The 21,474-nt window shown below is 49.7% G+C and carries 20 protein-coding genes and 2 pseudogenes; 3 read left to right on the top strand and 19 right to left on the bottom strand.

Annotated features, from left to right (window positions below; all coding sequences use genetic code 11):
• Positions 1–74: 74 nt before the first annotated feature.
• The 7 genes and pseudogenes from JCM2765_RS00560 to JCM2765_RS00530 form a co-directional block, all read right to left on the bottom strand.
• A complete protein-coding gene (locus tag JCM2765_RS00560; protein ID WP_054732476.1) occupies positions 75–1,196 on the bottom strand; it encodes a hypothetical protein in 1,122 nt (373 codons plus the stop codon).
• A 247-nt stretch (positions 1,197–1,443) separates the two neighbouring features.
• On the bottom strand, positions 1,444–2,742 hold the full coding sequence (locus tag JCM2765_RS00555; protein WP_054732473.1) for a pyrimidine-nucleoside phosphorylase: 1,299 nt from the start codon (positions 2,740–2,742) through the stop codon (positions 1,444–1,446).
• Between the two features lie 13 nt (positions 2,743–2,755).
• The gene (gene deoR / locus JCM2765_RS00550) at positions 2,756–3,712 is read right to left on the bottom strand and encodes a DNA-binding transcriptional repressor DeoR (protein WP_054732470.1); all 957 of its coding nucleotides are present in this window, start codon (positions 3,710–3,712) and stop codon (positions 2,756–2,758) included.
• A 23-nt stretch (positions 3,713–3,735) separates the two neighbouring features.
• Positions 3,736–4,442, bottom strand: a pseudogene (deoD, locus tag JCM2765_RS00545) (purine-nucleoside phosphorylase).
• 389 nt (positions 4,443–4,831) lie between these two features.
• On the bottom strand, positions 4,832–6,022 hold the full coding sequence (locus JCM2765_RS00540) for a phosphopentomutase (RefSeq protein ID WP_054732468.1): 1,191 nt from the start codon (positions 6,020–6,022) through the stop codon (positions 4,832–4,834).
• 18 nt (positions 6,023–6,040) lie between these two features.
• Positions 6,041–6,691, bottom strand: coding sequence for a deoxyribose-phosphate aldolase (gene deoC / locus JCM2765_RS00535; RefSeq protein ID WP_054732465.1), 651 nt, complete (start codon positions 6,689–6,691; stop codon positions 6,041–6,043).
• A 211-nt stretch (positions 6,692–6,902) separates the two neighbouring features.
• Positions 6,903–7,388 (bottom strand): hypothetical protein, encoded by a 486-nt coding sequence (locus JCM2765_RS00530; RefSeq protein WP_054732463.1) that lies wholly within the window; start codon positions 7,386–7,388, stop codon positions 6,903–6,905.
• Between the two features lie 207 nt (positions 7,389–7,595).
• Here JCM2765_RS00530 and JCM2765_RS00525 point away from each other — a divergent pair, with 207 nt between their 5' ends.
• A complete protein-coding gene (locus JCM2765_RS00525) occupies positions 7,596–8,714 on the top strand; it encodes a hypothetical protein (protein WP_054732460.1) in 1,119 nt (372 codons plus the stop codon).
• Between the two features lie 110 nt (positions 8,715–8,824).
• On the opposite strand, the gene JCM2765_RS00520 is transcribed toward JCM2765_RS00525, so the two are convergent.
• From JCM2765_RS00520 to JCM2765_RS00465, 12 genes and pseudogenes are all read right to left on the bottom strand, one after another.
• Positions 8,825–10,033: an NRAMP family divalent metal transporter gene (locus JCM2765_RS00520; RefSeq protein ID WP_054732456.1), complete on the bottom strand. Its 1,209-nt coding sequence runs from the start codon at positions 10,031–10,033 to the stop codon at positions 8,825–8,827.
• 17 nt (positions 10,034–10,050) lie between these two features.
• Complete coding sequence (locus JCM2765_RS00515) at positions 10,051–10,800, bottom strand: LamB/YcsF family protein (protein ID WP_054732453.1); 750 nt, start codon at positions 10,798–10,800, stop codon at positions 10,051–10,053.
• An 18-nt stretch (positions 10,801–10,818) separates the two neighbouring features.
• Complete coding sequence (locus JCM2765_RS00510) at positions 10,819–12,132, bottom strand: acetyl-CoA carboxylase biotin carboxylase subunit (protein WP_054732450.1); 1,314 nt, start codon at positions 12,130–12,132, stop codon at positions 10,819–10,821.
• A gap of 158 nt (positions 12,133–12,290) precedes the next feature.
• Positions 12,291–12,713 carry an acetyl-CoA carboxylase biotin carboxyl carrier protein gene (accB, locus tag JCM2765_RS00505; RefSeq protein ID WP_054732447.1) on the bottom strand — a complete coding sequence of 141 codons (423 nt, stop codon included), beginning with the start codon at positions 12,711–12,713 and terminating at the stop codon, positions 12,291–12,293.
• Positions 12,714–12,728: 15 nt separating this feature from the next.
• On the bottom strand, positions 12,729–13,730 hold the full coding sequence (locus JCM2765_RS00500; RefSeq protein ID WP_054732445.1) for a 5-oxoprolinase subunit C family protein: 1,002 nt from the start codon (positions 13,728–13,730) through the stop codon (positions 12,729–12,731).
• Entirely contained in the window at positions 13,720–14,463 is a 744-nt protein-coding gene (pxpB, locus tag JCM2765_RS00495; protein WP_054732440.1) for a 5-oxoprolinase subunit PxpB, read from the bottom strand. Before pxpB ends, JCM2765_RS00500 begins: the two co-directional genes overlap by 11 nt.
• Before the next feature lie 777 nt (positions 14,464–15,240).
• Complete coding sequence (locus JCM2765_RS00490; protein ID WP_054732437.1) at positions 15,241–16,023, bottom strand: acetoin reductase; 783 nt, start codon at positions 16,021–16,023, stop codon at positions 15,241–15,243.
• Positions 16,024–16,053: 30 nt separating this feature from the next.
• Positions 16,054–16,527, bottom strand: coding sequence for an S-ribosylhomocysteine lyase (locus JCM2765_RS00485; RefSeq protein ID WP_054732433.1), 474 nt, complete (start codon positions 16,525–16,527; stop codon positions 16,054–16,056).
• Between the two features lie 91 nt (positions 16,528–16,618).
• Complete coding sequence (locus tag JCM2765_RS00480; protein WP_054732431.1) at positions 16,619–17,479, bottom strand: MetQ/NlpA family ABC transporter substrate-binding protein; 861 nt, start codon at positions 17,477–17,479, stop codon at positions 16,619–16,621.
• 34 nt (positions 17,480–17,513) lie between these two features.
• Entirely contained in the window at positions 17,514–18,185 is a 672-nt protein-coding gene (locus tag JCM2765_RS00475; RefSeq protein WP_054732428.1) for a methionine ABC transporter permease, read from the bottom strand.
• Positions 18,185–19,259: pseudogene (locus tag JCM2765_RS00470) on the bottom strand (methionine ABC transporter ATP-binding protein). Before JCM2765_RS00470 ends, JCM2765_RS00475 begins: the two are co-directional and overlap by 1 nt.
• 1 nt (position 19,260) lies before the next feature.
• A complete protein-coding gene (locus JCM2765_RS00465; RefSeq protein ID WP_054732425.1) occupies positions 19,261–19,734 on the bottom strand; it encodes a free L-methionine (R)-S-oxide reductase MsrC in 474 nt (157 codons plus the stop codon).
• Positions 19,735–20,323: 589 nt separating this feature from the next.
• On the opposite strand from JCM2765_RS00465, the gene JCM2765_RS00460 reads away from it, so the two are divergent.
• A complete protein-coding gene (locus JCM2765_RS00460; protein ID WP_054732422.1) occupies positions 20,324–20,860 on the top strand; it encodes a phenolic acid decarboxylase in 537 nt (178 codons plus the stop codon).
• A gap of 62 nt (positions 20,861–20,922) precedes the next feature.
• Positions 20,923–21,474, top strand: a complete 552-nt coding sequence (locus JCM2765_RS00455) for a PadR family transcriptional regulator (RefSeq protein WP_054732419.1) — start codon at positions 20,923–20,925, stop codon at positions 21,472–21,474.

Below are 21,474 nucleotides of genomic sequence, written 5' to 3'. Positions count from 1 at the left end.
GTACTCAATAAAAGGCGCGTCACACCGTAGCTCTCCGCTACCGTTGTGACGCGCCTTTTCAATCATCAATCAACTTATTCTTTAGCGATTGCCAATCCGTACCAAGCCGTCTTGGTGTTCGGGTTCAACTGATTGACCATAATGTTGTTAATGTTATAGATACCTAATTTGTAGTCACTTAACTGATTGCGCTTCGCCTGAGTGTAGCCTTGTTCAGCTAACAGTTTCTTCACCGCCGCAATCTTCGTGGCGTTAGAAGCCGTTCGGTGATCATAGAGGTATTTTGTTACCGTTGGGAACGACACAAGCTTAGTATAGTTTGTGTCATCAACGTCATCATCATCGTCTTCGTGGAAATTCCGCTCAGCAAGAAGTGAGGAATATGCCGTGATTTTGGTTAAGTCTAAATCAACTGGTGTATTGGGGAATAGTGCGACCATTGCCCGGGTCAGTTTTTGATAGTTATTCGTCTTAATGTAGTTCATGTAATCCGCGGAAGACACGAATTGATACGGCAATACCGTGTCGGTCAGTTTATGATAGGTTGTTTGGCCCTCTGCCAGATTGCTGGCAGCAACGTAACCATAGACGTACCCCTTGTTCGTTTTAATGTCCACATAGTAATACCAACTTTCAGTACCGTTATGCCGCAAGCGAATCGAATGCCGGCGGCCAAAACTCTGATTGGCGTAATTCTTTAAATTAGCCCGAACTTTGGTATGCGACCAATCCCACATGTAGACGTTCTTCGTTGTGCTTGTGACGTGATATTGGCCACCCGCATAAGTGGGTTGCGCATATCGTTTGCTCGTCACCTGATACCCCTTAGTATTGTAGCCCTTCGTCAGATAACCACGCCAAACCCAGCCCCGTTTTGTGCCGGGGAAGTTCGTTACTTGAACCCACTTCGATTGACCCTTAGTCGCCGTCGCCAGTTGGTACCAACTGTAAGTCGGATATGACTTTAAGTTATATAACTTCTTCGTGTGCGTATCGTTCCAAATATAGGCTGATTTCGTCGTCGACTTCGCATGATAAGCCACAACCTTAGTGTAACTATTGTACATAAAATCGCTACTTGCCTGAATGTTACTAAATGCCGTCTTCACCGCCGCACTCGCCGGTTGCCCCGCAAGGCCCAGCAACCCTAACGCCACAGCAAAGCTCGCTGCAACTAACCCTAATCGTTTATGCATCTGAAGTTCCTCCCCTAGAGACCCCTAACAGTCTCCCATTGAACTGACAGTTTTGAGTTTTTGTCATTGATAGTGTAGCAAATCCGCTGATAAGCGTGTGAAAAATGGCACTTTTTTATCTGTTTTTTAAGAACCATCAATTTGCGCTAAACCAACCAAAATAGCACCGTAGCTCCCGGTTCCAACGCCCAGAAGTTACGGTGCTATTCTTAATATCCTAAAAACTCATTTAATCCATGACATGTACCTATCTAATAATCTCATGAATCAACTTAATCGGTTTCGCCTCCGCCGCAATCTCAATGTTGGCATACAGCAGTTCCTTAATGTCCGCTAATTCTTCCCGGTTAGCGTAAATCGTCAACAGCGATTCGCCCGCTTGAACCGGATCCCCCACCTTTTTGTGGAGTTCTAACCCTACAGCGTAATCCAGCTTGTCGTCCTTGGTTTGACGGCCGCCACCTAGCAGCATGGCCGCAATTCCGATCTCATCGGCGGTCATCTTAGCGACAACGCCGCTCGTTTGCGCCGGTAATTCAACCTTGTATTTGGCCTGTGGCATGATGGTTGGGTCGTCACAAACATCGCCATTGCCACCTTGGGCAATCACCATTTGACGGAAGCTTTCCAACGCGCTCCCATCCGCAACGACGCCTTCTAACATGTGCCGGGCGGTTTCCAACGTATCCGCCTTCTTCGCAAGGACCACCATTTGGCTCCCAAGCGTCAAGACCAAGTCGGTAATATCGTCGGGGCCTTCACCCTTCAGAATTGAAATCGTTTCTTGAATCTCAAGCGCATTCCCGATCATTCGGCCCAACGGTTGATTCATATCCGAAATCACGGCCATGCAGTTCATGCCAACGCTTTGACCGATACCAACTAAGGCTTTGGCCAGATCTCGCGCATCGTCTTCATCCTTCATGAAGGCGCCAGAACCGGTCTTCACGTCCAAGACCAAGGCATCCGTCCCTGAAGCAATCTTCTTACTCATGATGGAGCCGGCAATCAATGGAATTGAGTCCACGGTGTCGGTCACGTCACGCAACGCGTAGATTTTCTTGTCGGCGGGGGCAATGTTGCCGGTTGCGCCAACGATTGCCAAGTTGATGTCTTTGACCTGTTGCTTAAATTGGGCTTCACTCAGCTCAACGTTGAATCCCGGAATGGCTTCCAGTTTATCCAACGTCCCGCCGGTGTGGCCGAGGCCGCGACCGGAGATCATTGGGATTGGAATCCCCAGTGCTGCAATCATTGGTGCCAGTGGCAAGCTGGTCTTATCGCCAACACCACCTGTAGAATGCTTATCCACTTTGATGCCCGGAATATCGGAAAGGTCCAATTGGTCCCCCGACTTCAGCATTTGCATCGCGAGTTCAGCCTGTTCGTCATTTTCCATCCCGTTAAAGTAGATTGCCATCAGTAACGCGCTGGTTTGGTAATCTGGCATGCTGCCATCGGTGACGCCTTTGACGAAGAATTCAATTTCAGCCTTCGTTAAAGCGCTTCCATTTCGTTTGTGGTCAATCACATCGACCATTCTCATCGTGATTCGCTCCTTAATCTGGTTGAGACACTAACCGGTGAGCTGTATCAATATCGGTGATCAAGCAGTTTGTGTAGCCTCCAGCTAAGGCGCCTAAAATGGCGTCGTACTTGCGGTCACCACCTGCAACCAGAATCGATTTTTGTTTTTGCTTTAAGTCCGCCAGTTGAATGCCCACCGTGCGAGCATCAATGTCGGGTACTGCCACTTGCCCCGCGTCATCAAAGTACCGGGAGCAGATGTCGCCAATCGCCTTGGTTTGGATCCGTTTTTGTTCGGTTTTGGAAAAATACCCCGTTTGGAACAACAGTGCGTCATCGTGCACCGTCCCCACCGTAAAGATGGCAACGTTGGCCTGCCTACCGAGTTCAATCAACTTTTTGATGTGGCGATCCTGCATCACGATGTCGTGGGTCGTCTGGGTTTCAAAAATCACGGGTAACGGCATGATACTTGGTGAGGTCTGGAACGCGGCCCCAAACTTCATCACGATATCTTCCGCGTAAACTGGCGTTGGGGTATAAGTCATCGCGCCCTTGAGCTCCACGATGCGGACGTTTTCAGCCCGCTGGGCACCCAAGTGGTTGGCGACGGCGTTCATGGTGCGGCCCCAGCTGACCCCGATCACGTCGTTGTTTTGCGTGGTTTGGGTGAGGTAGTCCGCCGTGTATTTGCCCAAATCAGCTATCAGTCGTTGATAATCGGCCGTGCTGGTGTAGACCACGTGGGCTTCCTTTAACCCGTACCGCTGCCGGAGGGTCGCTTCCAAATTGGCGACACTTAAAAATGGGTCGACGATCTTGATCTGAACATAACCCTCATCCTGCGCAAACTGCAGTAATCGCGACACGGTTGGCCGGGAGATATGCAGTTTATCGGCAATTTCAGCCTGCCCCAGTTTCGACTCATAGTAGAGCCGTGCGACCCGGATACTATCTGAAATTCGTTTGTCAGTTGCGGATTTAGTCATTTTGTCATCAACCCATTCTCAATTTATAGTTTAATGGCCGTTTCGAGGGCCACCGTCATCATCTCACTGAAGGAGCTTTGCCGCTCTGCTGCGGAAAGTGCTTCGCCAGTGGTTAGATTATCACTTACGGTGTTGATTGACAATGCTTGAACGCCATACTTGGCCGCCAACATGTAGAGGCTGCGGTTTCCATTTCGGTCCCGAGGACGCCGTAATCGATCAGTTGTTGGTAATCGATCTCGTCATTGTAGAAGCGGTCAGCACTGAAGATGTTGCCGACTTTAACCGGTACGTTGGCAGCTTTAGCGGCTTCGTACGCCGTCAACAGCATGTTGAAGTCCGCCGTTGGTGCGTAGATAACGCCCGCTTTGAAGGTGTTTTGGATGATGGCCGAATCAGTCGAGGCCGATTGGGCGATCAGAATGTCGCGAATCTTCACGGACTCGCCAAACCCACCGATACTCCCGATCCGCATCAAGTGCTTCACGCCGAAGAACTTGATCAGCTCGTTAGTATAGATGGAAATGGAAGGAATCCCCATCCCAGTCCCTTGAACGGATACCCGGTGTCCTTTGTAGGTCCCAGTGTAGCCAAATGCGTTCCGGACTGAGTTATATTGAACTACGTCTTCCAAGAAGTTTTCCGCCACGTATTTCGCCCGCAACGGATCACCTGGCATTAAAACCGTTTCTGCAATATCGCCCATTTCGGCGCCAATGTGTGTACTCATGGTAGTGTCCTCCTAGTAGCCAGAGTGTGGAGAGAAGCGGTTAGAAAGCGGAGCGTAAGTGACGTTTGCCAGAACTCCCGGGTTTTGGGAGTTGTGGTGAACGTCACTTACGTGCAGCTTTCTGCTTCTCGGAGCACGTTTCGACTATGTCTAATTATCCCTGAAGGTGTCAGGGAGCACTTGTAGCCAGAGTGCAGAGCAAAACGGGTTGAAGTCGGAGCCTAAGGGTCTTTCGACATAAAGTCGTGGTCTTCGGCTTTGTGTCGGAAGACCCTTAGGTGCAGCTCCCAGTTTTGTGGAGCACGTTTCGGCTATGTCTGATTATCCCTGAATCTATCAGGGAGCACATTTCAACTAGATACTATTTCCCTAAATATAGGCAGCAATCCCTAACTCAACTCACCCAAAAACGAAGTCCCAACCGCATTACCATCAACCTCAAAGTTATCCAACACCGTCGCCCCAAAGTCCGCATAAGTCTGCCGAATACCCAACGAGGCACCTTCTGGCAAGCTTGGACTATAGGCCAACAATGGCACGTATTCACGCGTATGGTCGGTACCCTTAAAGCCAGGGTCGTTCCCGTGATCGGCAGTAATGATCAACAGATCGTCCGGCTTCAAAATCGCCAGCAGATCGCCCAGTTGTTGGTCAAATGCCATCAGTGCTTCGCCGTACCCCTGTGGGTTGCGGCGGTGGCCATACATCGCGTCAAAGTCGACTAAGTTGGTAAAGCTAAACCCAGTAAAGTCTTTTCCAGCATTGGCAATCGTGTGGTGCATGCCGTCAGCGTTGCTTTCGGTGTGCACGCCTTCAGTGATGCCGTGGCCGGAGAAGATATCGTTAATCTTTCCAACGGCTAAAACGTCGTAACCGGCTGCTTTAAGTCGATCCATATCGGTTTCATCGGTTGGTTCTAAGGCGAAATCATGACGGTTCGCTGTCCGGGTAAAGTGATCCTTATCCGGGCCAACGTAAGGCCGCGCAATGATCCGGCCAATGCGGTATGGTTGGTCAATGGTGATCGACCGCGCATACTCACAGATCTTGTAGAGTTCTTCTAACGGAATAACGTCCTCGTGCGCCGCAATTTGGAGTACGGAATCACCTGACGTGTAAACGATCAGGTCGCCCGTGGCCATCTGGTGTTCACCGTAGTCGTGAATGACATCGGTGCCAGAGTATGGCTTGTTGACGATGACTTTGCGACCGCTAAAGTCTTCGATTTGTTTGACCAGTTCAGCTGGGAAGCCTTGTGGGAAGAAGCCGAGGGGTTCCGTAACCGGTAAGCCCATCATTTCCCAGTGGCCGTCCATGCTGTCTTTGCCGACTGAAGTTTCGTGCATTTTACCGTAGAACGCTGACGGGGCAGCGACCACTGCGACGCCTTCGATCGGGTTGTTTTCCCGAATGTTGGACAGCCCCATCTTCTCAAGGTTTGGCAGGTTCAAGTCACCCTTAAAGTGGGCACCAATGTGGCCCAGAGTGTCTGCACCAACGTCACCAAAGTCCTTCGCATCACTCGCTTCACCGATCCCAACAGAATCGATCACAATTCCAAATACTCGTTTAAACCGCATCACAACGGACCTCCTTCGTTAGTCTTCTGTCACAATTTTAACGCTGGCGCTAGCACCGATCCGAGTGGCACCAGCTTCGATCATTGCTTCAGCTTCGGCCTTTGAGTGAACGCCACCTGAAGCCTTAACACCTAAACGGTCGCCAACGGTCTTGCGCATCAAAGCAACGTCAGGCACCTTGGCACCGGCAGTTGAGAAACCAGTTGAAGTCTTCACGAAATCGGCGCCGGCTTTTTCTGATAGTTCGCAAGCGCGAACCTTTTCTTCGTCGGTCAATAATGAGGTTTCGATAATCACTTTTAAGAGTTTGCCTTCAGCGTGAATGGCGTCAGCTAACGCCTTGATATCAGCTTCAACGGCATCGTTATGCTTGGCCTTTAATTCACCAATGTTGATCACCATGTCGAGTTCATCCGCCCCATCCTTGATGGCTTGTTGGGCTTCGAACACCTTGCTGGCCGTTGAGGTTGCCCCCAGAGGGAAGCCAATAACGGTACAAGTGTTCACCGTTGAATCCTTCAACGCAGCGGCAGTCCGGCTGACCCAGTATGGGTTGATGCAAACAGACGCAAAATCGTACTTGATGGCTTCTTCGATCACCTTATCGACATCGGCTTGCGTAGCATCGGCGTTCAAAATGGTGTGGTCAATGTATTTAGCTAATTTCATAAGTAGTTCTCCTTTGGCGCCCCGATCCGGAGGTGCCGTGCGTATTTTTGTAACCGGTTACATTTTATCGTGTTTTTGAACATTTGTAAACATCTATGATGAACTAATGTAAAATTGTTTGTTTTATCACAAAGTTTTAATGTATGATGCAACAGCAAACTAAAAACGACACGGTGCTCGAATTGAGTCCCGTGTCGTCCCTTAATACTCGCTAATAACTGCCATCCGCCCGGTGCGAATAGTCCCGACTAATCTTCTTGCCTTTGATGTAATCAAAGCCGTAACCGCCCTGATACCCCCGAAGCACCTTATAGCTGTGCCCCTTAATTTTCCGACTGGTCAACCGAAAACCCAGTTCCGGAAACGGGCTCAGGTAACTGGCCTTGATGGTGGCCTGCAGCGTGAAATACTTCTTGCCAGTCAACTTCCCGGAATAAGCCAACTTGTGTGCGTTAGACTTACTCGTCGACTTGATTTTAAAAGCTGATTCACCCGGATTTTGAATATAAGCTGAATGTGCTGCAACCTTAATTTTCGACCACGTATGCGCGCCATTGTAGCGGTAGAACGTCCCCCGAATGGCAGTTGGTGTGGTACCGGTTGTTTTGGCTTGTGCTTGATTGCTGTTAACTGAACTGATACCTAATCCTAATACGGCGCTAGTGAGTGCTAGCCCGATGATTGACTTGATTTGCATGTGCGTCTCCCCCTCATCAATTGAATCTACCCATTAGTGTACGCTTCTGCGTTTTTTGATACTAGGTTTGATTTAACCGCTCACTAAATTAATTGCTGACAGCAGTGGCCTTAATATTCCTTTAATTTTGCTTTAAAATCAGCCCCGTTAACCGGTTTAATGATATGCTTCACCTGATAAATCTATAATAATTGGGGATGATTTACCATGAAAAGAATGTTAGCAATTATTTTAAGCGGGGTTGCACTCACACTTGGTATAGCGGGCTTATCAAGTCAAGCTTCAGCAAGTACTACGAAGACGGCATTTAGCAATATTAAAGCGGACGCAACCTTCGAGTATAACCAATACACGAAGGTGACCGCCTACCACGCAAAATCGACTAAGCAGTCAGCTTATATTTGGAACGACACGCACACCAAGAAACTTTCTAATCTTAAATCTCATCCAACCTACACTTGGTTCCAGACGGCTACAGCTACGAAGGGCAACGCCAAGTGGATCCAAGTTTCCAATGAGTCTCAGACGATCAAGGGTTGGATTTGGAGCGGCTATTTAAAAAAAGGCTATAACACTCAGGGGTACCAAGTTATTAGCAAGCGGTTTGGCCCCTGTTACGGTGAGGGGTTCTACCATGTTACTAGTTCCCAAAAGAATGCCTACCTCTGGGATTGGTCTCACACCAAGAAACGGGTCAATTTGAAGCACTATCTCAATCAAAGTTTGCTTCGGAGCCATACCGTTGTGATGCAACATAATGGCCAAAAAGGAACGTACTACTACACAACCGTTAAAACCGCCAAAGGCGACGTTTCGGGTTACGTCTCTGCAAGCTTAGTTGAGAAGGGTTATTCAACCTATTACGCGGGTGTGACGGCGCGGGATCCGTTAACCTTCGCAACAACGGCAAACTATCTCGACTACATCAAACAGAGTAAGTATCAAAAATTAACTCAGGAAATAATGGCGTTATTCCCAAACACTCCCGTTGATCTCGGTTTATCACAAATTGCGGCGTATACCTATGGGGCAAAGACCATCGAAGATGGTGATAGCGATTTAGACCCACTCGACCAATCGGGTTATACTGACATCGTGCCGTTTAAATCGGTTGTCGCCTATTTGTACAATCACCGAACGGCGTCAAATGCCACTAAAATTGCGGGCGTGAAGAAGTTGCTTGCTGCAGCGGGTTATCCGGCGGCTAAGCGCGCTAAACTGACTGATTATAAGTTAGGGATTTATAACATTAACAACATCTCTATTGACAACAATGGTGAAGGAAAAACGGCTTGGTATAGCTTAGCCATTGGCAAAACGAATTAAGGTTTAACCGAAAAGCTGTGCTATTTCATTTACGACAATCAACAAAAATCGCGTGACCTCTAAATACAAGAGATCACGCGATTTTTTATTTTGACTGCTGAAACTTAATCTTATAACTTAATCGTCAACAACGTCTGTACCGCCGCATAAGCCATAAAGGCCACAACGATCCAGCCCGTAAACAGCAACCACTTTGGGTGGCGGTAAGTGCCCATGATGTTCTTCTTCACAGCGGCGACCAACAGGATGGCCAACGCGATTGGCAAGATCATCCCGTTCATGGCGCCCACAACAACCAGCACTTTGGCTGGGCTACCGATGAAGTAGAAGATCAGCGTTGAGGCGAGGATGAAGGTAATGATCAGCGCTGAGCGGTACTTGTTCACCCATGACTCCTTGTTTTGGGAGTAGTTCAAGAAGGAGATCGACGTAAAGGTTGAGCCCAACGTCGAGGTCATCCCGGCTGCTAGCAACAATAGACCGAAGAACTTGTAGCCAAAGTTACCCGCAGCAATTTGGAAAATCGATGCTGCTGGGTTGGCTGGGTCCAACGTGTGACCCGCCAGCACAACGGCTAAACCGGCTAGGAATAACATGACCCGGATCACCGAAGCGACCCCGATCCCGGTTAACGCACCTTCGTTGACGTAGCGGATGTTTTCTTGCCCGCGCACGCCACCTTCCAGCAAGCGGTGCCCACCAGAGAAGGAAATGTATCCCCCAACGGTCCCACCGACGATCGTCACGATGGAGTAGAAGTTAATCTCAGTTGGCATAAAGGTATGGTGAACGGCCGTTGCCACTGGCACAGTCGTTACGGCCAAGATGTAGATCAACACGGCAATTTTGATCACGGCTAGGAATTGCACCGTGCGATCGACCACCGTCATGGCATTTTTCACCACAAATACCGTGATCGCAATCGCGGCCGCAATCAGCGCCCCGTTCTTCGGGTCGATGCCAAACAGCACGTTGAGGCCAAGGCCGGCCCCACCGATGTTGCCGATGTTAAAGAAGAAGCCACCAATAAAAATGAGGCCCGTCAGCACATAGCCGAGGCCCGGAACGACTTCGTTTGCCAACACCTGTGCCCGTTTGCCGGACACGATAATAATGCGCCAGATGTTCAATTGCACGATAATATCCGCGATGATACAGAGTAAAATTGCAAAGCCAAAGTTAGCCCCCATCTGCCCGGTAAACATGGCAGTTTGGGTTAAAAATCCCGGTCCAACGGCGGCCATCGCCATCATAAAGGCCGCGCCCATGGCGACGCTAAATGGCGAGCGTTTCTTCGTTACTGGGGTCGTCTCTTTCATTCTCATGCTCCTTTATTCTAACCTGCGATGACCTTGATGCCGTTATCCAGCAACGCCTGATGGATCTGCTTCACAAAGGCCACAGCTTTCACACCGTCGCCGTGCACGCAAACCGTGTCGGGTTCAATCGCAATCGTCTGTCCGTCAATCGTGGTCACTTGGTGGGTCTTGATCATTGCAATTGTCCGCTCAACGGCCTCTTGCGTATCTTCGATCACAGCGCCCGGCTTCTGGCGGGACACTAAACTGCCATCCGCTTCATAAGCGCGGTCAGCAAAGACCTCTTGTTCGTACGGCAACCCAATCGCCTGAGCCGCCCGAATCAGCTCACTGTTAGCAAGTCCCACCAACTTGATTTCAGGATCCACTTCCTTGATGCCTTCGCAAATCGCGTAGGCTAAGTCGTAATCCTTCGCCGCCATGTTATACAACGCGCCGTGCGGCTTCACGTGGTGCAAGCGGTGGGTTGGCGCGAATGCTTGAAGGGCGCCGACTTGGTATTTGACCTCCGCCTTGGCGGTTGCGGGGGCAATCTGCATCTTCCGGCGACCAAAACCCGCTAAGTCCCGAAGCCCCGGATGCGCGCCCAACGCAACGTTGTTCGCTACGGCCAGATCAACCGTTTTTTGCATCACTTCTGGATCACCGGCGTGAAAGCCACAGGCAATGTTGGCCGACGTAATGTATGGCAACACCTGCTCGTCCAGTCCCAGCGTGTAACGGCCAAAACTCTCCCCTAAATCACAATTTAAATCAACCTGTGTCACAATGAGAACCTCCCCGTTCTACGCCTGTTGCGGCAGTAATTCGCGTTCAATAAAGTCAATGTCGAAATCATTTTGCTTAAACTGTTCCGTTTGCAGTAATTCGTTCAAAAAGTCCAAGTTCGTTTGGATGCCGCTGATCACCGTTTCGTTGATAGCCACCATCAGCTTGCGGCGAGCGGTTTCCCGGTCTGGCGCGTAGCTGATGATTTTAGCGATCATTGAATCATAGTTCGGTGGTACCTTGTAACCCTGATACAGCGCGGTGTCCACCCGAATGCCGTTGCCGCCTGGTAAATGCAGTCCGGTGATCGTCCCGGCGCTCTCCGCGTTGACCCGGCACTCGATGGAATAGCCGTTGGTGGCGGTTCGCTCCGGCAATGGTTTACCGGCCGCAATCAACAGTTGGGCCTTCACGAGATCCCAGCCAGAAACCAATTCTGAGATTGGGTGTTCCACTTGGATCCGGGTGTTCATTTCCATGAAGTAGACTTGGTTTGGGCCAGTGTAAAGAAATTCCAGCGTCCCCGCACCAAGGTAGTGCAGTTCTTCAACCGCCCGCTTCGAGACTTCTAATAAGTGTTCACGCGTTGCGGGATCGATGTTGCTTGGGGCTTCTTCGACCACTTTTTGGTGGTGATTTTGTAACGAACAGTCCCGTTCACCGATCGCGATTCCGGTGCCATCAGCTAATCCCAGCACCTGAACTTCGATGTGTCGAGGCCGTTCGATGAATTTTTCAAGGTACATTTCGTTGTTACCAAAGGCCTTCACGGCTTCATTTTGCGCCATGGTGAACCCTTCTTGAAGCTGCGCTTGCGTTTCAATTAAGCGCATCCCCTTACCGCCACCGCCAGCAGCGGCTTTGACCATCACTGGGTAGCCGATTTCGGTAGCGATGGCTTGCGCTTCCGTCACCGAAGTGAGTTCCTTATCACTCCCAGGCGTTACGGGGACGCCAACGGCCTTCATGGCTTCACGCGCCCGGGCCTTATCCCCCAGCAATCGCATCGTTTCTGGACGAGGGCCGATAAAGGTCAAACCGGCCTTCAGACACTGTTCCGCGAACTCGGCATTTTCAGACAAAAACCCATAACCCGGGTGAATCGCATCCGCACCGGTGATCTGGGCCGCCCCCAGCAAGTTAGTCATGTTCAAATAACTCTTGGTCGGACTAGCGGCACCGATACAAACGGCCTCATCCGCCAGTTTAACGTGTAACGCGTCCCGGTCGGCCGTTGAGTACACGGCAACGGTATTAAGCCCCAACTCCTGACAAGCTCGGATAATGCGCACCGCAATCTCACCCCGGTTTGCAATTAGTACTTTTTCCATGTGTGACACTCCTTGTAATAGAGCGCGTAGGGAAGCGGTTAGGAGACAGTGTGTAACGGGGAATAAACGAAAATCCCGGTCTTGGATTTTCGTTTATTTCCCGTTACACGCAGTCTCCTGCTTCCCTACGCGCGTTTCGGCTATGTTGAGCTAGCCCGCTACAACGCCTCAATCTCAAACAACGGCTGATCAAATTCCACAAGATCCTCGTTATCGACCAACACCTTCACGATGCGGCAATCCTGCGTTGCCGTCACGTTGTTCATCATCTTCATAGCTTCAACAACCGCAATCGTCTGCCCCGCCTTCACCGTGTCACCCGCTTGTACGAATGGCGCATCGTCTGGACTAGCTGCCGTGTAGAACGTGCCGACAAACGGTGCCTTAATGGTGAGCGCACTGGTTGCCGGTTCGGCAGTTGGCGTCGCTTGGGCCGGTGCAACTGCTGGTGCCGCAACCGGAGCGACGTTGGCTGCCCCTCGTGACAGTTCAATGGTTTCGTCTTGAGTCTTGTACTTTAACCCGTTGATGCCATTGGCCGTCATCAACTTCATCAATTGTTCAATTTGTGTGATTTCCAAAGTGATCCTCCTCTATTAATTCGAAAAGAGTGTGGCGACCCGGTCCGCGACCTGCCGCGTAGTGATGGGCACCGTCCGGAACTGGTGGGTCGTTTCAATGGCGGTAACGCTACCGCACTGTTGGGTGTATAATCGTTGGCCGGCTTCTGAGTCCAACCACTGGAATTGAAGCTGTTGCCCCGGCACCAGTTGAACCAGTTTCGGCAAATCCACCCGGGCGACCACCGCAATCACGGGATAGCCGCCGGTCGTTTGGCGGTCAGCAAGTAGCACGATGGGCTGGCCACTGCGCGGCATTTGAATGCCACCTAACACCGTGCCTTCGGATAGCATTTCCGCCACTCGACTGGTATCAATGGCCGTGCCGCTTAGCCGGGCGCCCATTCGGTCAGATTGTTGACTAATTTCAAACGTCTGGTGGGTAAACTGTTGCCGCTGTTGACTCGGAAAATCCCGTGCTTGTGGCCCGGGGGTGACCCGAATCTTCGTGATAGCTTCTTGGCTGTACGGATAGGCGGTTGCTTGCTGGTAAGCGGGGTGATCAATCACATCGCGTACCGTTTGCAATAAGTCACCCGCCTGTAACTGCCGGCCATGATAGCCACCCAGCTGGTAACGTAAACTGGTCGACCGACTGCCCATCACAATGGGCACTTGAATCCCACCGCTGACGGCAAGGTAGCCAAACCGCCCCGTGGTATAAATACCGATGGCCAACTTGTCACCTCGACGCGCAAAGTAACTGCGATAAGCCTGAATCGGTTGGCCGTTTAGGGTGACTGTTGCGTTGGCACCCGTTACCGCAAAATGACTGCTCTGCGTAAAGGTCAACGTTGGCCCCTGTAAACTACTTTCTAAGACCGCCGCATCCAGCCCGTTACCGACAAGTCGGTTCGCCACGTTGGCCGCATCCTGATCCATCACACCAGAAACCGAAAAGCCGCTACTCTGCGTTGCGGTTCGGCCCCGGTCCTGAACGGTCGTTAGTGGCCCGCTCACTAGTATTTTAAGCGCCATGTTGCACCTTCTCTTCTGTGACCGGTTCCGTTAGCACCTGATACTCATCTAAGTGCGCCGCAATATGGCTGTACTCGGCCTTTGAAATCACATCAAAGTGAATGTAATCGCCGGTTTGGTAGTAGAACGGTTGCCGCTTATCCGGCTGGAACAGTTGCAGCGGCGTTCGACCGATGATCTGCCAGCCACCAGGTGATTCAATTGGATACATGCCGGTTTGTTCACCCGCAATGCCTACCGAACCCGGCGCAATTTTCAATCGCGGCGTTGCTAACCGTGGCGTTGCCAGTTCTGGCGCCAACCCGCCAAGGTACGCAAATCCGGGTAAGAAGCCCAACATGTAAATCAGGTAATCAGGTTCACTATGCCGTTCGATCACGGTTGCGGCGTCTAAATGCGCCTGCTTGGCAACCGTTTCAATGTCTGGGCCAAATTCAGTGTCGTAGCACACTGGAATGTGGACCCGCTTAACGGTGGCCACGGCTGCTTGGCGTCCGTCCAACATCGCCGTGTTGACGGTCGCTTTCAGTTGTTTTAAGTTCAACTGAGCTGGGTTATAGAAAATCGTTAACGTCCGGAACGCGGGTAAAAACCCCCGAATTCCTGGGACGGCTAATTGGACTAATCGCTGTTGCAGTTGCGCGATCTGTTGATTGATCGCCACACTCACCTGCCGCTCGAATGTCACGTTCACCGCAGTATCACCAGCGGGTAAAATTTGATATGCCAACATGTCATGGCCTCCTTTTCATTCATCGTCATGGTTATTTAACCGGGGACTTTAGTCATTATTGATCGTTAGGAACGTTGACTAGTCATCGTTATTAGATGAGGTTTATCTTAGGGTCAACTTTCGGATTACTTGTATTCTAAATTAAAAATAAATTAAAATCAAATATTATTACATGATATTCATTATTATTCAGAACATTCATTTTGTGATATGGCGGTTATTGCTGTTATATCAATAGTTTTGGCGATGTTAGTAATTATTACATCTTTCAAAATGAATAATTAGATTGTGAGCAATGGATATTTCGTGATTGTTAGTGCTTAGTTGGTGACATTTCGGGGGAGATAACCGCTTACATGGCGCTTTTTTGAGGTGAAAGATTACAGGAGCATGTGAGGTTGGGGTGGGATGATCGTTTTGGCGTGGGTTTTGGCGAAAAACTTCCTATATAAAAAGCGTGCGCCGTCCCTAGGTTGGGATGGTGCACGCTTTTTGGTTTGTTGTTAAGTTGTTGCGGTTTACTACTATTATCTTTGAGTGAGCGTTTGAGGCGACGAGCACTGCTGTTACTTTGTTTTCGGCGCCTCGTTAGACTCGTCTTTCCGGGTGATCGATTTCATTGGGTAGTTTGTCGGCGGAGTAGTTTTTAGGCCACCGCGCCGAAACGTGCTGCGAAAAACTGAGAGCTGCATATAAGCGCAACCCGGTAAAAAGCCAAACCCGGGCTTTTCACCGGGTTCGCTTATACTCCGCTCTCAAAACGTTTTTCTCCGCACTCTAATGGAATCTCATCCCCCCATCAACCTGCAACGACTGCCCCGTAATATAACCCGCAGCCGGTGACACGAACCAAGCAACGACTTCTGCGACATCCGCTGGGGTTGCTTCTCGGCCGATCGCGATTTCACTTAAGCAATCTGCTTGTTGTTCTGGGATCGTCTTGCCCTTGATAGCGGCCGTCTTTTTATCGATGGCGTCACGCATCTTGGTGCGCACGATACCTGGGTTGTAGGCGTTGACCGTGATCTTATCCTTCGCAAATTCCTTTGCGGCGGATTGGGTTAAGCCGCGGATCGCGAACTTCGAGGCTGAGTAGGCACTTTGGAGTGCTGAGGCTTCGTAGCCGGCCAATGAAGCCGCGTTAACAATGCGGCCGCCGTTGCCCTGCTTCTTGAACTGCTTGCCAGCCGCTTGAATGCCCCAGTACGTGCCCCGTAAGTTCACGTCCAGTAAGCGTTCCACGTCCTCTGGTTTTGAATCCACGAAGTTATCAATGAAGGCAATTCCGGCGTTGTTAACGTAGACGGCCAGATCACCGAAATCTGACACGGCGGCGTCAACTAACGCAAACACTTCGTCCCGGTGGGCCACATCAACGTGGTAGGCCTTTGCCTGATAACCTTCAGCCACTAAATCAGCAGCGACTTTGGGAGCCGTTTCATCATTAATATCAGCGACGGCGATACTGTAGCCGTCCTTTGCTAACCGGTGGGCGATGCCCTCGCCGATTCCTTGACCAGCACCAGTGATAATTGCGAGTTTTGCGTCTGCATTTGCCATTATGAATTACCTTCTTTCTAAATTAATTAACTAGATCACGTGGCGTTCGAATGGTTCGTCACTGATACCTTCGTCCAAGATCTTCTTTGACCATTCCTTAGCAGAGAACAATGAGTGGTCGCGGTAGTTGCCACAACTGTAAATGTCAGTGCCTTGAACGTCTTCCCAAGTCGTCTTGTTGGCAATTTCGTCCAATGAGCCCTTCAAGGCCTTGGCAACTTCAGTGGTTGAATGTTGACCCCAAGTGATCAAATGGAAACCGGTCCGGCAGCCAAATGGTGAACAGTCGATAACGCCGTCTAAGCGGTCACGAAGCAAGCCAGCTAATAAGTGTTCGATAGTGTGCAAGCCGGCCGTTGGGATGGCATTTTCATTCGGTTGAACCAACCGTAAATCGTAGTTGCTGATCAGGTCGCCCTTGGTCCCGTGTTCCTCAGTAATCAACCGAACGTATGGTGCCTTAACCTTTGTGTGATCCAACGTAAAACTTTCAACTTTAGCCATAATTAAAATCTCCCTTTAATTTAGTGTCGCTCGAGGCGACTAATTTTTTTAAATACCGCAAACGATGCGGCGTTCGTTAACGTATTTAACCTTACTTCAAGTATGACAATGGTTTGTTAACTTCGATCTTGGTGCCGTAGTACTTGTCCTTGATGTACTTTTGGATGTCCTTCTTGTGGTAGAGCTTAACCAGCTTCTTGTAGTTGGCGTTGTTCTTGTTCTTTGCAGACGTTGCCAAGATGTTGATGTTGTCCTTAGTACTTTGGTCAACCTTTTCGTGGAAGATTGAATCGGTCAATACGTGTAAGTGACCTTCCAGGGCAACCGTGTTGGAGATCAAGACGGCGTCAACATCGTTGATGATCCGAGGACCAGTGGTATCGTCGATTTCCTTGAACTTGATGTTCTTAGGGTTACTCTTGATATCCTTAACCGTTCCGAGCATGCCGAAGTTCTTCTTCAAGGTGATCAAACCAGCTTTTTGAAGGAGTAACAACCCACGAGCAGCTTGTGATGGGTTGTTGGCGATAGCAATCGTTGCACCATCTGGAATCTGCTTAACGTTCTTGTATTTCTTAGAATAGATCCCCATTGGTTCCAAGTAGGTCGTCCCTAATGCGGCCAACTTGTTACTCTTATTTTGTTGGTTGTAAGTCACGTAGTAAGACCATGACTGGAAGGCGTTGACATCCACGTCACCATCGGCGGTGGCCTTGTTCAACTGAACCCCATCAGCGATGTTCTTAACGGTGATTTTCAAGCCTAACTTCTTAGCATCATCCGTTTTCGCAATGTGTTTCCAAATATCAATGTCAGAGCCTTCAGACCCGATGGTGATCTTGTTGGACTTGGCACTGCTTGCCGAATGACTACTGCTGATACTGTGAATCCCGAAGGCGGCCACGATAATGACCACCACAATTCCAATTAACCAATAAGCACTTTTCTTCATAATACAACACTCCCACTCTCTTAAATTCTCTTATTTAATACCGCTCAACTCGCCGGACGATCCAGTCGCCAATCAGTTGAACTGCAAACACCAAAATTAAAATGACGATCATTGACATAAAGGTAATGTCATTTTCAAACCGGGCATAGCCGATGTTGATAGCCACGTCCCCTAACCCACCAGAACCGATGGCACCGGCCATGGTGGTCAACCCAATCAAACTGATGATGGTCACGATGGAGACCCGCAAGATATCGGCGAGGCCTTCTCGGAGGTAGATTCGGAAAATGATCTCCAGCGGACTAGAACCCATGGCTTCAGCCGCTTCAACCACCCCGCGGTCCACGTCCAGCAGGGCATTTTGTACCTGCCGCGCGTAGAACGGGAAGATCCCGAAAATCAATGGGACCAGTGACGCTGTCATCCCAACGGTGGTCCCCACCAGGAATTTGGTGACTGGTGAAATCACGGCCAGTAAGATAATGAACGGAATCGACCGCAACAGGTTGACCACTTTATCCAGTACCGAGTAGGTCAGCTTGTCTTCCAAGATGCCACCTGGTTGGGTGATCACCAGTAAAACCCCGAAGAGTAACCCCAATACCGCTGAAACGATTGCTGAAAAGAAGGTCATGTACAACGTGGCATAGATTGCCTGAATAAATTCGCCCTTCATTGCTAACACGTTTGGAATTAACGCTGCCATTAAACCTCAACCCCCTTCGTTGCTTTGCCGTTGAGGATGCGGGCCTTCACGCCTTCACCCTTCAACTGGCGGATCGCATCGTTGAACACCTCAAGGTTCCCGGTGATCACGGCGATCATGTAGCCACGTTTTGACCATCAATTTGGTCAATGTTGGCAAACAAGATATTGACGTCCACCTTGTACTGTTGCGAGAACTGCGACACGATCCCTTGCTGCGTCGAATTGCCGATGAAGTTGAAATACATCAACTCTTGGTCATCATTGAAGCCTTCAATATCGATTGTGCTCGTGATCCGCTCGATAGCGTCCTTGACGTTCGTGGAGGTTTCCACGAAGTCGTTAGTCAACGGTGCCTGTGGATCAGTGAAGACCTTGGCAACCGGCCCACGTTCGATGATTCGGCCCGCGTCCATGACGGCCACGTTGTGACAAATACTCTTGATCACCTGCATTTCGTGGGTGATCAACACGATGGTCAAACCTAAGTCATCGTTCAGCTTTTTCAATAGTTCCAGAATCGACTTCGTGGTCTTAGGATCCAAGGCGCTGGTGGCTTCGTCAGAGATCAGGATCTCTGGGTTGCTGGCCAGGGCCCGCGCAATGGCGACCCGTTGCTTTTGACCACCGGAAAGTTTGCTAGGATAGGTATCCGCGTATTCTTCCAAGCCGACCAACTTGAGCAACTCCTGAGCTCGGTCGATGCGATCACGTTTGCTAATTTTTTGACTCAGTAGCGGATACTCAACGTTGCCTAACACGGTTCGGGACTTCATCAAGTTGAAGTGTTGGAAGATCATCCAACTTTTTTACGCGCCTGACGTAACCCGGCAGCCGGCAAGTTTTGAATCTCCTCACCGTTCACCGTAACGGTCCCTTCAGTCGGCCGCTGCAACAGGTTGATCACCCGAACCAGCGTACTCTTACCGGCACCGGAATATCCGATGATGCCGTAGATGTCACCGCGTTTGATTTGAACATCAACGTGGTCAACCGCGTGGAGTTCCTGACCACTGTTTTTGAAGGTGACTGAAATGTCCTTTAATTCAATTGCGTTTTGGGTTGCTTCTGGCATCTCACTCACGTCCTTTCGTTGCGACCCCGAAGACGATCGGGGCGATGTCGCTTAAGTATTGGTTATCGATTTCATCAAAGGTATTAAACTTGGGACTGTCCAAATCAAGTACGCCCCAGAACTGATCATCATGGAAAATCGGCACAACAATTTCAGAATTTGAAGCACTGTCACAAGCGATGTGACCTTTAAACTCGTGCACGTTTGGCACCACTTCCGACTTCAAGTTTTGCGCCACCGTGCCGCACACGCCGGATCCAACCGCGATATGCATACAGGCTGGCTTGCCTTGGAACGGACCGAGGATCAACTCGCCGTTTTTAAAGCGGTAAAACGAGGTCCCGTTCAAGTCTGGCAGGCTGTTGAAAATCAACGATGCCAAGTTACTCATGTTGGCAACCAGGTCAAATTCATTTTCTAGAAGGCCCGCTGCCTGTAATTTTAATAGTTCATAACGTTCCGTTTTCTCACTCATCGTTGTTGCCTCCCCGTTTAACTTGATAAAAACAAAAAAAGCATTTCCATCCTCAAATCAATTGATTTAAGGACGAAAATGCTTCCGTGGACCACCTTAGTTTAAATCGCCCTCACAGGCAATTCCTCATTGAGTACGCGACAAACTAACGGTGATAGTACTTACTGTTACGTGCATACCCTGACCCTGTAACGGGCGTACCCGCCACCACTTTGCCCAACAGGTTCAGCAGTGGAACGCGCTAACGGACCATATTCGGTTAACGATCAACACACCTTTTCACCAAACGGTGCTCTCTTAAGATCATCGGTAACTTACTCATCCTTGCGTTTCGTTTCGTATAAATGACTGGTGCTTATTATGGCGCGATGATGAGTAAGTGTCAAGATTAAATTAAAGTTTTTTAATCACGGAGGTTAAATTTTTGAATCACGATCCGTGCTCACGCTTACGGCCGCTTTAATTTTGCGCAATCTAAATTAATGACAAAAAAATTTAAAAAATTGTTTTGCTTGACTATATGTCGATAACGACTTATAGTAATTAGTGTCGTTATAGACATATCAATTCAAAAAGAAGGCCCTTAAACATGACGAAAACATTTAAGACGTTAGACGATTTCCTTGGCACCCACTTTATTTACACTTACGACAACGGTTGGGAATACGAATGGTACGCGAAGAACGACCACACCGTTGACTACCGGATCCACGGCGGGATGGTTGCTGGCCGTTGGGTAACCGACCAAGAAGCCCACATCGCCATGTTGACTGAAGGGATCTACAAAGTTGCTTGGACGGAACCAACCGGGACTGACGTTGCGCTCGACTTCGTGCCAAACGAACTCAAGTTGAACGGCACGATTTTCTTCCCCAAGTGGGTTCAAGATCACCCAGAAATCACCGTCACTTACCAAAACGAACACATCGACTTGATGGAAGAATCTCGTGAAAAGTACGAGACTTATCCTAAGCTGGTTGTTCCAGAATTTGCCCACATCACTTACATGGGTAACGCCGGTCAAAACAACGAAGACGTGATCTCTGAAGCCCCATACGATGGCATCGTTGACGACATCCGTGAAGGCCGTTACTTCGACGCTGACTACAAGCGGATCAACAAGTAACTAGTCACCACTTCCAAAACCTGCCATAATGGGATTAAATCCTAATTTTGGAGCGATGACCCTTGCCAAAAAAACGTACCCTCCCCTACATCCTGCTGGGGCTGATCAACAGTAACCACCAGTTATCTGGCTACCAAATCATGCAGGAATTCAAAAACGAAATCAGTGACTTCTGGACGGCCTCTCACAGCCAAATCTACCCAGAGCTCCAACGCATGACCGATGATGGTTGGTTGACGCCTGTGACGTTGTCATCCAACTCCGATTCCAAGCGAAACCCAATTTACTATCAGCTCACCACTACTGGTCAAGCGGTACTCCATGATTGGCTGGCGGAGCCGTTGACGACAGCTTCTGCTGAGTTATTTCCGCTGAAGCTGTTTTTCTTGGATCAGCCGGATAGCCCGTTACTGAAGCCGTTGTTGCAACAGCAACTGCAGTTGAGTACCGAACGTCTCGAGTACCTTAAGGGGCGCCAACAAATCGTTTTTCCAACTGATGCTGAGGTTCAGGCGCACTATGGCCACTACCTCACGTTGACCCGTGGGATTCAGCGGGAACGCAATTATGTGAGTTGGTTGACGGAACTGTTGAACAATTTAACTGAAAACTAG

Origin of the sequence: Secundilactobacillus similis DSM 23365 = JCM 2765 (assembly GCF_001311075.1) — a bacterium.
Lineage (GTDB): Bacteria > Bacillota > Bacilli > Lactobacillales > Lactobacillaceae > Secundilactobacillus > Secundilactobacillus similis.
The sequence above is the reverse complement of the archived record's forward strand: the minus strand, read 5'-3'. Positions and strand labels throughout refer to the sequence as shown.